This window comes from Paracoccus sp. (in: a-proteobacteria) (assembly GCF_030538755.1).
GTDB lineage: Bacteria > Pseudomonadota > Alphaproteobacteria > Rhodobacterales > Rhodobacteraceae > Paracoccus.
This window is the reverse complement of record NZ_JAUNTJ010000024.1, coordinates 1-12,538: the sequence shown is the minus strand read 5'-3', so window position 1 is coordinate 12,538 and position 12,538 is coordinate 1. Positions and strand designations below refer to the sequence as shown.

Sequence of the window (12,538 nt, the reverse complement as noted above, 5' to 3'; positions counted from 1 at the left end):
CGGCGAAAAGCGGCAGCGCCATCACGCCTGCGACGCATCGTTGCCCAGCAGTTCATACAGGCCCTGCGCCTCGGCCGCGGGGCCGCGCCGGGTGCCGGGGGCCAGCACGCGCAGCGCGATGACGCGCCCCTGCGCCGATACGGTGATCTGGTCGCCGGGGCGGATGGTGCGGCCCGGCTTGCGCACCGGCGCGCCGTTGATGCGCACGCCGCCGCCCTCGATCCGTTCGGCCGCCAGCCCGCGCGATTTGAAGATGCGGGCGAAGAACAGCCACTTGTCCAGCCGCGCGGTATCGTCGCCCGTCATCAGAACCGCGCCCGTTGAGGGTCCAGCGTCAGCATCCCGCGCCGCCATTCGGGCACCGGATAAGGGTCGGGCCAGAATTCGGTCTGCCGCCGGATCAGCCCGCCGGCGATGTCGTGAAAGGTGATAACGCGGGCGGTGATATTGTGATCGGCCTGAGTGATGCGGGTATCGGTCACGACGCGGATGTTATCGCCGTTGCCGGGCGAAACAGCATCTGGCGCGGTGCTGTCGGCCGAATCTGCCAGCAGGCTGACGATCTGAAACCGCCAGCCGCCCTGCCCCGGAAAGGCGGCGTTGATGCGGGCAAAGGCATCACGCCCCTCGATCACCTCGGCGGATTGAGGCCAGAACGCGGTGAAATCGGGGGCCAGAAACCGTTCGGCCACCGCGCCCCAGTCATTTCCGTTCATCGCCGACCAAAAGGCGCGGACAAGCGCCGCGCCCCCAGCCGTCATTTATTGCCCTTGAGCTGCGCCAGAATGGCGAAGGGGCTGTCGGGATCGGCCTTTTTCTCGGGGCGGGAGGAGAAGGTTTTCGGCCCCTGCCCGCCGGGCTTGCCGCCCTTTTTCGGGCCGCCCTTGCCGCGCGGCTTGCCTTCGCCATGGCGGTCGTGGTTGCCCGAACGATCCTCGCCCGGCTTGCCGCCCTTGCCGTGACGTTCGCGGCGTTCGCCCTGCGGCGCGTCGGCCTGAGCGCCGTCGCGGCGCGGGCCGCGACGCTGGCCCTGAGCTTGCGGGCGATCCCCCTGCGGACGGCGATTGCCGCGCGGGCGGGGCGCCCAGCGGAAGGTGTAGAAGGTTTCCATTTCCGGCGCGGCAGGGTCTGCCGTCGCCTCGGCATCCTGACCTTCGGCAGCCGCCGCATCGCCACCCTCTGCGGCAGCAGCTTCGGCTTCGGCTGCCTTGCGGGCGGCTTGTTCGGCCTCCCACCTGGCGCGGGTTTCGGCGGCCAGAACCGATTCTTCTTCGGTCAGGATCGCGCCTGTCTCACCTTCAGGGGCGGCGGCGGGTTCAGGGACAGCCGCCGCCGGTTCGGCGCGCTGTTTCAGCCGCTCGCCCTTTTCGGCGGCATAGCCCAGACCTTCCATCAGCCCGGCGAACTGATCCAGCGTCATGCCGGTAATCGACAGCATGTCGGGATTGGCCTCGAACCCCGCCCGCGTGTCCTGCGTGCGGATCAGATCGGCCAGACGTTCCAGCATGTCGATGCGAATCGCCCGGTCGCCTGCCGGGTGATAGCCCGACAGCGTGTAATGCCCGCGCGGCACTTCGGGCAGGTGCGGGATCGTCACCAGACCGGGCGGCGGGCTTTCGGGGAATTCGGCCAAGCCTTCGGCCAGCGACCACAACACCAGCCGCAACCGCGTCGGCGCGGGTTTCAGCAGCGCGGGCATAAAGATGGTGAACTGGCCGAATCGCACACCATGCTTGCGCAGCAGGCCGCGCGATTCCTGATCCAGTTCCTTGACCTCGTTCGCGACGCCATCGCGCGGCAGGATGCCCAGCGATTCGACCAGACGGAAAGCAAAGCCGCGCGCCAGCCCCGCCAGCGCCTCGTCCTTTTGCATCGCCAGCAGCGGTTCGAACAGCGTGGCGATCTTGCGGTCGATGAAATGTTGCAGGCGGCGTTTCACCTTGTCGGCGATGTCCGGCCCGGCCTCGTCATCGACGAAAGCCTCAACCCCGGGGTGCAGCGGGTCGCCGCCACGCACCAGCTTGCCCACGGCAGAGCTGCCCCACATCAGGCCACCCTGTTCGGTGAAATCCAGTTCAGTATCGGGGGCGTTATAGAATCGGTCGGCGCGCAGGTGGAATTCCGGGCGCAGCGCCTCGTAGCTGGCGCGGTTCAGCATCCGTGCCTCGTCCGAACTGGCGGTCTGGTCGGGGCGGAAACGGAAACCTTCCAGCCGACCGGCGAATTCGCCCTCGACCGTTACTTCGCCCTTGTCATTCACGTCGGCCACAAGGCTCTCCTTCTGTTTGAGCCGGCGCAGCAGCACGGATGTGCGCCGGTCCACAAATCGTTGCGTCAGCGCGGCGTGCAGCGCATCTGACAGGCGGTCTTCTACAGCGCGGGTTTCGCCGCGCCAATGGCTTTCGTCCTGAACCCAGCCAGTTCTTTGCGCGACATAAGTCCATGTGCGGATATACGCCAAACGTTTTGACAAAGCGTCAATATCGCCCTGCGTTTTATCAATCCGCGACACCGCCTTTGCCATCCAGTCCGACGGAATGCCACGCCCGTCATGCAAAAAGCTGAAAATGCGGGACAAAAGGCTGACATGTTCCTGCGGCGAAATCCCCCGGAAATCAGGCACGCGGCACACATCCCACAACAGCCGGATGTCGCGCGGGTGGCTGATGCGGTCGTGAATTTCCGGCAGATCGCGCAGCGATTTCAGCGCGTGCAGATCATCCGCCTCGCGCCCGCGGGTCAGCCACTGGCTGTTGGGCTGCGTTTCAAGGCTGCTGACCAGCCGGTCGAGCGTGCCGAATTCCAGCGCGGCATTTCGCCACATCAGCCGCTGGATCGGCTGAAAGCGGTGGTTTTCGATGGCCTCGATCAGGCCCTCGTCCAAGGGGGCGACATCACCAGTCACGCCAAAGGTGCCCGGTTCGGTATGGCGCCCGGCGCGGCCCGCGATCTGGCCGATTTCATGCGGGAACAGCGGCCGCATCCGTCTCCCGTCGAACTTGTGCGTCGCGGAAAAGGCCACATGCCGGATGTCGAGGTTCAGCCCCATGCCGATGGCGTCGGTGGCGACCAGATAATCCACCTCTCCGGCCTGATACATAGCGACCTGAGCGTTCCGCGTGCGGGGGCTGAGCGCGCCCATGACCACCGCGCAACCGCCTTTTTGACGGCGCAGCAGCTCGGCCGTGGCATAGACGTCATCGACGCTGAACCCCACGATGGCGCTGCGCGGCGGCATCCGCGACAGCTTTTTCGACCCGGCCCAGGTCAGCGCGCTGAATCGGTCGCGGCGCTGGAACTGAACGCCGGGGATCAGCGCGGCGATGGCCGGGCGCATCGTGTCGGACCCCAGCAGCATGGTTTCATGCAGCCCGCGCATATTCAGCAGCCGGTCGGTAAAGACATGGCCACGCTCCGGGTCGGCGCAGAGCTGAATTTCGTCGATGGCCACGAAATCGGCGCCGACCTCGGGCATGGCCTCGGTCGTGGCGACCCAGTATTGCACCCGGTCGGGCACGATCCGTTCCTCGCCCGTGACCAGCGCCACGACGCCTGGCCCGCGCGCGGCCACGATGCGGTCATAGACCTCGCGCGCCAACAGCCGCAGCGGCAGGCCGATCACGCCGGTGCGATGCGCCAGCATCCGCTGGATCGCATGATGCGTCTTGCCGGTATTCGTCGGCCCCAGCACAGCCGTCACGCGGCGGTTCATATCGCTCATGCAGTCAGATACCTGTTCCGGCCAAGGCCCTGTCCAGCCGGGCCACGCCGTCGATGGCCTCTTGCTGATGGGGGTGAATGTCAAGGCTGGCGCGATAGGCGGCACGGGCGCGGGCCTGGTCGCCGATTTCCTCTAACATGCCGCCAAGCTGGGTCAGCGCGGCGAAATGGCGGGGCTCCAGTTCCAGCACACGGGCCAGATCGGCGGCGGCGGGGCCGTAATCGCCGCGCAGGGCAAAGGCGCTTGCACGGGCCTGAAACCCGGCGGCAAAATCGGGGGCGTGGTCGGTCAGCGCGGTCAGATGGCCGATGGCCGCATCGGCATCGCCCGCATCCAGCGCCTGTTCGCCGCGTCTTAGCAGCACATCCATCGCAGCCGACCCCGACCGCGACCATTCACGCAGTATATCCGATTCGGCGATCCGCCACGCCTCGCCCTCTGGTTGAGCAAGCTGCGCGAACAAAGCATCCATATCCGGCGAATTTTGTGCAAATGCCGCCGAAAAACCTGCCAGCATCAACGAAATAGTAATAATTGCGCGCTTGAATGCCGCAACGACAAGATGGAAACTTCCGTTCAGGTCAACCATAACCCGATCTAACCCGACGAAGCGGTCGGTGACCAGCAAAAGCACAAGGAGTGTGAAGAAATGAGCGATGTTGTGAACAAGGCGGTCATCGCCCTGAATGAAAAGCTGGGCAGCTTTGGCTCGACCGCGAAATTCGTGATCGACGGCGAAGGCGCAATCATCATCGACGAAAACGGCGCCCGCGCCGCCGATGACCCGGCCGAGGTGACGCTGACCGCATCCGCAGAAACCTTTGAAGGCATCCTGAACGGCAGCGTGAACCCGACCATGGCCTTCATGACCGGCAAGCTGAAGATCGACGGCTCGATGGGGCTGGCGATGCAACTGGGCACCGCGCTGTCCTGATCGGATGGCAACCGGCCCGCTGACCGGCGGCCCCGGAATCGAGGCCGCCCCGTTCCACCAGTTGCCGGGCGAGACCTTGCCCCCCGCGCAAGCCTTTTGGGTGCGCGCGGATGATGGTATCCGCCTGCGGCTGGCTGTCTGGAACCAGACCGCGACCGCAGGCACCGTGCTGCTGTTTCCGGGCCGGACCGAATATATCGAAAAATACGCCCCTGTCGCCGCCGAACTGTCGGCGAGGGGCTATGCAACGCTGGCAATCGACTGGCGCGGTCAGGGCATGGCCGACAGGCTGCTGCCCAACTCACGCGCGGGGCATGTGGGTGCCTTTGCTGACTATCAGCGCGATGTGGTGGAAATGATTCTGGCCGCGACAGATCTGCAACTGCCCCGGCCATGGCATCTGCTGGCCCATTCGATGGGCGGCTGTATCGGTCTGGCTGCGCTGATGAACGATCTGCCGGTGGCCTCGGCTGTATTCTCGGCCCCGATGTGGGGGATCAACCTGGGGCAGATCCCGCGCGGCATGGCGCTTGGCATCGCCTATATGGCCGGGCGTCTGGGGCGCGGCAGTCAGGCCGCACCGGGCAGCGGCGCTGCGGCGGGCTGCTATGTTCTGGACGAAAGTTTCAGCGCCAACCTGCTGACCACCGACACCGGCGAATGGTGCCGCCTGCTGCAAGAGGCATCGGCATGGCCCGACCTGACCCTTGGCGGTGCCAGCTTTGACTGGGTGGCCGGGGCGCTGAACGAATGTTCACGCCTTGCGGCGCTGCCCTCGCCCCAACTGCCCGTGCTGGTATCACTGGGCGGGGCGGAAAAGATCGTCTCGGCATCAGCGATCCGCGACCGCTGCGCCCGCTGGACAGGCGCGCAACTGCTGGAAACCCCCGGCGCACGGCATGAGATCATGATCGAGGCCGCCCCCTTGCGCGACCGCTTTCTGACGGCCGCAACCGACCTGTTCGCCGCAGCCAGCTGAGGTGTTCACAGACGCCCGGCCAACAGGGCCATGATATCCCGCCCCACTCGCGCGGCCAATCATGCGCCAATGGGCAAAGTGACGCGACAGAACAGACCACGGCCTGACCGAATCGCCCTGGGCTGGCGGCAGCACCTTTTCCACGGCCTGCCTCACCACTCCAGCACAGTCACAAACGCAAAAACCGCACCCAAATCAGGCGCGGTTCGTGCAATTCCAGAAAAGGCGCGATCTTACTTGATCTTGCCTTCTTTGAACTCAACATGCTGCCGGGCGACCGGGTCGTATTTGCGGACGACCATCTTTTCGGTCATGGTGCGGGCGTTTTTCTTGGTAACGTAGAAATACCCGGTCCCGGCGGTCGAGTTCAGACGGATCTTGATCGTCGTCGGCTTCGCCATGGTTCATGCTCCTGCTGCGGCAGGCTGGCCCGCCGTAAAATTCCGTGAAGCCCGCCTTTTACTGACCCGACCGCCAGAGTCAACCGGAAACGCAGCAAAATCGGCCTGAAAAACGCGCGGACGGCCTGTAAGCCGGATTCTGTCCCGAGGTCGCCCCCGGTGATGACCATTCCTCTGCGCACCGCATTGCTGCGGGCGTCAAGCTGCCAACCCGGACCACTGGGGCAAGGCCGCCCTGCCCAAAGGCGCGTGGTCCCTATTCGGCATTGCTCCCGGTGGGGCTTGCCATGCGGGCGCTGTTGCCAGCCCCCCGGTGGGCTCTTACCCCACCGTTTCACCCTTACCCGCGCGGACGCGGGCGGTCTGTTCTCTGTGGCGCTTTCCCTGGGGTTGCCCCCGCCGGGCGTTACCCGGCACCGATACCTTATGGAGTCCGGACTTTCCTCGGGCCGAGGCCCGCGGTCATCCGACCATCCGCGCAAAGGGGATATGCGGTTCGGGCGGCAGGCTGTCAATGGCGCCAGCTTGACACGCCAGCGCCCCGCTCGAATATTTCGCAAAAGATAAGGGGGCTAAAATGCGGCTGACCACGTATTTCATAGCAGCACTGGCGACCCGCGCCGCTCAAGCAGACATACCGCTCATCCCCAGCCAACTGACATGGGATTCGCCCGAAGTTCAGGCAGCTATCGGCCCCGTGGATCAATACGCCGCAGATGGCCATCCCGGCTGCTTTATCAACAGCGAAGAATTGACCCGCCTCGCCCGCGCCCGCCACGGCTGGGATGCCGACACCGCCGAAAGGGAACGAATCCGATTTCTCGCCGCAGGGATTTTGGCGGGCGAGGTGGTGTTTTTCAACGAAAGCCCGCTGCATACCCCCGTAAATTTTCAGGTTTTCCGCGGCGATTGCGCCGAGGTGCCCAACAAAAACGCAATCGCCCGCAGCCACGACTATCTGGTCGCCAATCTGGATCGTATCTTGCGAAATGCCGGGGCCGAAACCCCCTGCGGCAGCGATGCCTCGCCCTTCTCAGACGCCCTGTACGCACAACACGACCCCCAGGCGCCGAACCCCTGGATACCGCTAGAGGTGCTCATAATCGCCCTCGGCTCGGATTGGTTCCAAGGCAACAGCTCCACCCAAAAAGGCTGGCCACGCCCGCCGCTTTGCTATGAAGACGGCGAGAACCGCAATACCCCCGCAACCCCGCCACCGCCATCGCGCGGGTGATTCTGCCCGTCCATCACCGGCACTTCGACCAGATCAAACGGCGAATGCCCGGCCAGACAGGCCAGATTTACCCCATATTCATTCGGGTTCGACCGCCGCCGGTGATGCGTATAAATGCCACAAACCCGGCAGAAATAATGCTCGGCCACGCGGCTGCCGAACTGATACAGGCCCAAGCTCTCGGCACCCTGCACCACCCTTAATCCATCCAAAGGCGCCGATACCGCCACCGCACCGCGCATCCGGCACATCGAACAATCACAGCGCCGCGCCGTCGCCAGCCCATCCGTCAGCCGCACCTCGAACTGCACCGCCCGGCAATGACACGCGCCCTTGACCCAATCCGGCATCTTTGGTCCTTAAATATCCGCGGGGGAGGGCTTGCCGCAGGCAAGACCGGGGGCGGCAGCCCCCAACCACGCCGCCGCCCGCCGGTCGCCTGCACCTTCTGCACCACGCGCCCATGGCCGGAACCGCAGCCGGAACGCCGCCAGCCGCACATCGGCATCCACAGCCGGATAGCCGATCGCATCCAGCGATTCCGCCAAAGGCCGATCATCCCCCTGCCCCGGCCAGACCGCCAGCCCCTGCCGCGCCAGCCGCGCCCAATCAAAGCGCGGGCCGGGGTCGATCTTGCGGCCCGGTGCCATGTCGGAATGACCGATCACACCGGCAGCGCCAATTTGCCAACGCGCCATAACCCCGCGTAACAGCAGCTCAAGCGCGGCCATCTGCGGCTCGGGAAAGGGCCGGTCGCCGGGGTTGGCAAGCTCGATCCCGATGCTGCGCGAATTCACATCATCGCGCCCGCGCCACGATCCTGCCCCGGCGTGCCAGGCACGGCGATCCTCGGGCACCAGGGCTTCGGCCCGGCCCTGTTCATCAATCAGCCAATGCGCCGAAACCTCGGCATCAGGGTCGCAAAGCCGGGCGCGGGCACCCGCGCAATCGGGCATCCCGGTGTAGTGAATCACAATCAAATCAGGCACCTGCCCGCGCCGGTCGCCGTGATTGGGCGAAGGCCAACCCATGGCCTACAGCGGCGCTTGCCGCCACGGCGCCGGGTTCCAGCCGCAGACAAAGCCATCCCCGTCCGGGTCCATGCCACGCGGGTCAGCCTCTGGCCCGCCAGCGGTCAGAAAGGCCACCTGCGCCTGATCGGCATTCGCAAACGGCGCACAAGCCCGCGCCGCCTGCGCCGCAGTTCCACCCGCAGGCCGCGCCCAGACCCGAGTGCCCGGCGCGTGCTGCGCGGCAAAGGCAAAGCGGGTCAGAACCGGTGTCGCACCGCCATAGCGCCCGGTCTGCGCCGCCGGTGCCTGCGTCGTGGCCGCAACCGTCGCAGCGGCCTGACGCGGTGCAGGTTTCCACATGATGTCATCGGCGGTCGGCGCATCAAAGGGGCGGGCCACCGGCACGGTGCGCGGAGGCTCTGCGCCCGTCACCAAGGCCACCTCGCGGTCACGGCGATATTCATCGTAACGCCCCGCATCCCCCATCTGATAATTCGGGTTCACCCCTTCGTTAATCGAACATCCGGCCACCGCCACGGCCGCCGCCGCCATCATCGCCCAGAACCGCATTGCCTGCCCCTTTCCCAAGATCAGCCCGACCTTACCACCAGCGTTCCGGCTTGGCCACGAATCCCGCAGCACGTTCCAGAACAAAGGCATGGTTCAGCAAATCGCCTTCCTCGAACGGGCGGCCGATCAGTTGCAGCCCCAACGGCAGACCCTTGTCATCCAGCCCGACCGGCACCGAAATCCCCGGCAAACCGGCCAAATTAACCGTCACCGTGAACACGTCGTTCAGATACATTTCCACCGGATCAGCCGATTCCATCGCCCCAAGCGCAAAGGCCGAAGACGGCGTGGCCGGGGTCAGAATCGCGTCGATTCCGCTGGCATAAGCCTGATCGAAGTCGCGTTTAATCAGCGCGCGCACCTTGCGGGCACGGTTGTAATAGGCGTCATAGAACCCCGCCGACAGCACATAGGTGCCGATCATGATGCGTCGCTGCACCTCGGGGCCAAAGCCTTCGGCGCGGGTCTTTTCATACATCTCGGTGATGCCGTCGCCGCGCCCCAGCTTGGCGCGGTGGCCGTAGCGCACCCCGTCATAACGCGCCAGATTCGACGACGCCTCGGCCGGAGCAATGACGTAATAGGCCGGCAGCGCGTATTTCGTATGCGGCAAGGAAATATCCACGATCTCCGCCCCGGCATCGCGCAGCATATCCGCACCCTTCTGCCACAGCGCGTCGATTTCCGCCGGCATCCCGTCCATGCGGTATTCGCGCGGAATGCCGATCTTTTTGCCGCGAATATCGCCGGTCAGCGCGGCTTCGTAATCGGGCACCGGCAGGTCGGTGCAGGTGGAATCCTTGTCATCGCCCGACGCCATCGCGCCCAGCATGATCGCCGCATCGCGCACGGTTTTCGTCATCGGCCCGGCCTGATCCAGGCTGGAGGCAAATGCGATCGTCCCCCAGCGGCTGACCCGGCCATAGGTCGGCTTCAGCCCGACCGTGCCGGTAAAAGCCGCAGGCTGGCGGATCGAACCGCCGGTATCGGTGCCCGTCGCCGCCAGACACAGATCCGCCGCCACAGCCGCCGCCGAACCGCCGGACGAGCCGCCCGGCGTCAGCGCCGCACCATCCGCCGCGCGCCACGGGTTCACCGCATTGCCGTAAACGCTGGTTTCGTTGCTGGACCCCATGGCGAACTCATCCATGTTCAGCTTGCCCAGCATAACCGCGCCCGCATTCCACAGGTTCTGCGTCACGGTCGATTCGTATTCGGGCAGAAACCCCTGCAAGATCCGGCTGGCCGCCTGCCCCGGAACGCCCTTGGTGCAGAACAGATCCTTGATCCCCAAGGGAATCCCAGTCATCGGCGCCGCACCCCCCGCGCGAAGCCGCGCATCTGCCGCCGCCGCCATCTCGCGCGCCTGATCCGCCGTGTGATGCACGAAAGCGTTCAGCGCCCCCGCCGCCTCAATCGCGGTCAGGCAGGCTTGGGTCAGCTCGGCCGAAGTGGTTTCGCCCTTGGTCAGCGCATCGCGCGCCTCGGCAATGGTCAATTGGTTCAGCGCAGTCATTCCACCACCTTCGGCACGGCAAAAAAGCCCTCGCGCGCGTCGGGGGCGTTTTTCAGGATCTTTTCAGGCATGTTTCCATCGGTCACGACATCGGCGCGCCGTTTCAGCCGCATGGGGGTGACGCCGGTCATCGGCTCGACCCCGTCCACATCGACTTCGTTCAACTGCTCCATGAAATGCAGGATGCCGTTCAGCTTGTCGGCCAGCGCGGGCAGGTCGGCCTCATCGACCGCGATCCGCGCCAGATGAGCGACCTTGCGGGCCTCGTCTTGGGTGATGGACATGTCTGATCCTTTCGTTGCCGCGGGTTTACAGCCGGGGCTGGCAACGCGCAAGAAGCGCGGTCAGCCCGTCAGCGCCCGCAACAGCCGCTCCGCATCGGCCCCCGCACGATGCCGGATGTCGCCCTGTTCCAGATCATCCTGCATCTGCCGCCACCGCGCCAGGTCGCGGTCGAAATGTTCGAAGGCATGAAGGTGAAAATCCTCGATCCTGGGTGTCGCGCCAGCCCCGGCGGCGCGCAAAAGCTGATCCAGCCAGAACTGGTCAAAACCGGGCGCATCGCTGACAAGCCCGCGCGCGCCGATATGCCCCATCAATGCCGCCGCCACCTGCGCCACATCCGGGGCATCGTCCAGTTGCGCGCGTGTGATACCGTGAATCTCCTCTGCCTGCATGTCCCACAGCGCCATATCCCAATCCGGTTCGGGCCGGATCAGCGAAGACCAAACCCGCACCTGCCCGCCATCGCACCATGCCAACCCAACCTCAACCGGCCAGCCGTCAAGGCTGCTGGCCTCAAAATCAATGACCGCGATATGATCCATCCGCCCCCATCTGTCGGCCCCGCCGAACGCCCTTGCCTCATCGAAATGGCAAATCCGCCCCCCGCCGCGCAACAGTTTTCGCCCGCGATGGTTAATCCAACACCCGACAAAAGCCGCGCCACAGAAAAAATCGACAGCAGCCAATTTTCCCCCTTGCGTCCCCCGCCGCGCCTGACTAAACACCGCTCCACGCCGCCGGGCAGACCCGGCAGCCGCCATGATGGCCCGTTCGTCTATCGGTTAGGACGCCAGGTTTTCAACCTGGAAAGAGGGGTTCGATTCCCCTACGGGCTGCCAACACCACGATTTTTCTGTCCCCATGGCTCCCAACCGGACGGAAAATCGTTTAAAATCAATCCTACTCTGTCTCCATGCGTCTCAGTGCATCCCGGCCCTGTTGGTATCATATGTGGGTATCGAAATTTTCCGCGATACCAACAGGTGATTCATGGCACTGGTCGACACCGCATTGAGGGGCTTAAAGCCTGAAAAAAACCGAAAAATACAGTGACCCCGGTGGGCTGTTCCTCTTGGTCAACCCGAACGGCTCAAAGCTGTGGCGTCTGGCTTATCGGTTCGATGGAAAGCAGAAGACTCTTGCCTTTGGCGCATACCCCAGGTGACCCTTGCCGATGCCCGCGCGCTGCGTGACCGGGCCAAGAAGACGCTTGCTGATGGTATCGACCCGGCGCGCCACGATACCATCACCACCCAAGACCCGCCACATGGCGGCGCTACGGGCGGCAGACATGCCCGAATTCCTGCAACGGCTGCGGGCGTTCGATGGTGAAGCGCGAACCGGCTTGGCGCTTGAACTGCTTATCCACACCATGACCCGGACAAATGAAGTGCGGTATGGGCGCTGGGATGAGATTGACGGCGATCTGTGGCGCATCCCTGCCGCAAGGATGAAGGCGGGGCGCGACCATATCATTCCCCTTTCCCGGCAGGCCAAGGCGATCTTGGAACGGCTGCGGGCGCTGGCAGGAGCATCGCCATGGATAGCCGAAGGGACGCGCGGCAGACCCATGAGCGAAAACACCATGCTCTTTGCCCTCTACCGCATGGGCTACCATAGCCGGGCTACCACCCACGGATTCCGGTCAACCGCGTCGACCATCTTAAACGAGTCCCGCCTCTGGCGCGCCGATGCGATTGAGCGGCAGCTTGCCCATGTGCCCGGAGACTCCGTCCGATCTGCTTACAACGCGGCGCTGTATCTCGATGAACGGGCCGAAATACTTCAATGGTGGAGCGATCAACTGGACAGTTTTGAGGCGGCAGGCGTTAGGCTCAGGACTCATAGCCAGTAGATGACCGTAGCGGCGAGAGCGATTGCCGAG

15 protein-coding genes, 1 tRNA gene, 1 other RNA gene and 1 pseudogene are annotated in these 12,538 nt (G+C 64.7%); 6 read left to right on the top strand and 12 right to left on the bottom strand.

The features are described from left to right. Positions 1-21 precede the first annotated feature (21 nt). From Q4G14_RS13005 to Q4G14_RS12990, 4 genes are read right to left on the bottom strand one after another with little or no spacing between them, the layout of a single operon-like run. Complete coding sequence (locus Q4G14_RS13005) at positions 22-306, bottom strand: RNA-binding S4 domain-containing protein (protein ID WP_303362184.1); 285 nt, start codon at positions 304-306, stop codon at positions 22-24. Next, the gene (locus Q4G14_RS13000; RefSeq protein WP_303362183.1) at positions 306-761 is read right to left on the bottom strand and encodes a nuclear transport factor 2 family protein; all 456 of its coding nucleotides are present in this window, start codon (positions 759-761) and stop codon (positions 306-308) included. The genes Q4G14_RS13005 and Q4G14_RS13000 overlap by 1 nt, the downstream gene beginning before the upstream one ends. Continuing rightward, positions 758-3,721, bottom strand: coding sequence for a helicase-related protein (locus Q4G14_RS12995; protein ID WP_303362182.1), 2,964 nt, complete (start codon positions 3,719-3,721; stop codon positions 758-760). The genes Q4G14_RS13000 and Q4G14_RS12995 overlap by 4 nt, the downstream gene beginning before the upstream one ends. 4 nt (positions 3,722-3,725) lie before the next feature. Next, positions 3,726-4,193: a hypothetical protein gene (locus tag Q4G14_RS12990; protein WP_303362181.1), complete on the bottom strand. Its 468-nt coding sequence runs from the start codon at positions 4,191-4,193 to the stop codon at positions 3,726-3,728. Between the two features lie 177 nt (positions 4,194-4,370). Here Q4G14_RS12990 and Q4G14_RS12985 point away from each other — a divergent pair, with 177 nt between their 5' ends. Beyond that, complete coding sequence (locus tag Q4G14_RS12985; protein WP_303362180.1) at positions 4,371-4,655, top strand: SCP2 sterol-binding domain-containing protein; 285 nt, start codon at positions 4,371-4,373, stop codon at positions 4,653-4,655. 4 nt (positions 4,656-4,659) lie between these two features. Continuing rightward, positions 4,660-5,634, top strand: coding sequence for an alpha/beta fold hydrolase (locus Q4G14_RS12980; protein ID WP_303362179.1), 975 nt, complete (start codon positions 4,660-4,662; stop codon positions 5,632-5,634). Between the two features lie 233 nt (positions 5,635-5,867). Here the strand turns inward: Q4G14_RS12980 and rpmG are convergent, their stop codons facing one another. Together rpmG and rnpB are read right to left on the bottom strand one after the other, a co-directional pair. After that, positions 5,868-6,035 carry a 50S ribosomal protein L33 gene (gene rpmG / locus Q4G14_RS12975; RefSeq protein ID WP_303362178.1) on the bottom strand — a complete coding sequence of 56 codons (168 nt, stop codon included), beginning with the start codon at positions 6,033-6,035 and terminating at the stop codon, positions 5,868-5,870. 112 nt (positions 6,036-6,147) lie between these two features. Next, positions 6,148-6,513, bottom strand: an RNA gene (gene rnpB / locus Q4G14_RS12970) — RNase P RNA component class A. A gap of 99 nt (positions 6,514-6,612) precedes the next feature. On the opposite strand from rnpB, the gene Q4G14_RS12965 reads away from it, so the two are divergent. Continuing rightward, entirely contained in the window at positions 6,613-7,269 is a 657-nt protein-coding gene (locus Q4G14_RS12965) for a hypothetical protein (protein WP_303362177.1), read from the top strand. Here Q4G14_RS12965 and Q4G14_RS12960 read toward each other — a convergent pair. The 6 genes from Q4G14_RS12960 to Q4G14_RS12935 are packed head-to-tail and all read right to left on the bottom strand — an operon-like array spanning position 7,209 to position 11,195. Further along, positions 7,209-7,619 carry a GFA family protein gene (locus tag Q4G14_RS12960; RefSeq protein WP_303362176.1) on the bottom strand — a complete coding sequence of 137 codons (411 nt, stop codon included), beginning with the start codon at positions 7,617-7,619 and terminating at the stop codon, positions 7,209-7,211. The two genes, Q4G14_RS12965 and Q4G14_RS12960, sit on opposite strands and share 61 nt — an antisense overlap. A gap of 9 nt (positions 7,620-7,628) precedes the next feature. Beyond that, entirely contained in the window at positions 7,629-8,300 is a 672-nt protein-coding gene (locus tag Q4G14_RS12955; protein ID WP_303362175.1) for an N-acetylmuramoyl-L-alanine amidase, read from the bottom strand. Positions 8,301-8,303: 3 nt separating this feature from the next. After that, positions 8,304-8,852 carry a hypothetical protein gene (locus tag Q4G14_RS12950; RefSeq protein ID WP_303362174.1) on the bottom strand — a complete coding sequence of 183 codons (549 nt, stop codon included), beginning with the start codon at positions 8,850-8,852 and terminating at the stop codon, positions 8,304-8,306. A 31-nt stretch (positions 8,853-8,883) separates the two neighbouring features. Then, a complete protein-coding gene (gene gatA, locus Q4G14_RS12945) occupies positions 8,884-10,368 on the bottom strand; it encodes an Asp-tRNA(Asn)/Glu-tRNA(Gln) amidotransferase subunit GatA (protein ID WP_303362173.1) in 1,485 nt (494 codons plus the stop codon). Further along, complete coding sequence (gene gatC / locus Q4G14_RS12940; RefSeq protein ID WP_303362172.1) at positions 10,365-10,652, bottom strand: Asp-tRNA(Asn)/Glu-tRNA(Gln) amidotransferase subunit GatC; 288 nt, start codon at positions 10,650-10,652, stop codon at positions 10,365-10,367. Before gatC ends, gatA begins: the two co-directional genes overlap by 4 nt. Positions 10,653-10,712: 60 nt before the next feature. Next, positions 10,713-11,195, bottom strand: a complete 483-nt coding sequence (locus Q4G14_RS12935; protein WP_303362171.1) for a hypothetical protein — start codon at positions 11,193-11,195, stop codon at positions 10,713-10,715. A gap of 222 nt (positions 11,196-11,417) precedes the next feature. Here Q4G14_RS12935 and Q4G14_RS12930 point away from each other — a divergent pair. The 3 genes and pseudogenes from Q4G14_RS12930 (at position 11,418) to Q4G14_RS12925 (ending at position 12,508) form a co-directional block, all read left to right on the top strand. After that, positions 11,418-11,492 (top strand) — tRNA-Glu (locus tag Q4G14_RS12930). Positions 11,493-11,680: 188 nt separating this feature from the next. Continuing rightward, positions 11,681-11,985, top strand: a pseudogene (locus Q4G14_RS15080) (Arm DNA-binding domain-containing protein). Next, positions 11,870-12,508, top strand: a complete 639-nt coding sequence (locus Q4G14_RS12925) for a tyrosine-type recombinase/integrase (protein ID WP_368661369.1) — start codon at positions 11,870-11,872, stop codon at positions 12,506-12,508. Before Q4G14_RS15080 ends, Q4G14_RS12925 begins: the two are co-directional and overlap by 116 nt. Positions 12,509-12,538: the final 30 nt, after the last annotated feature.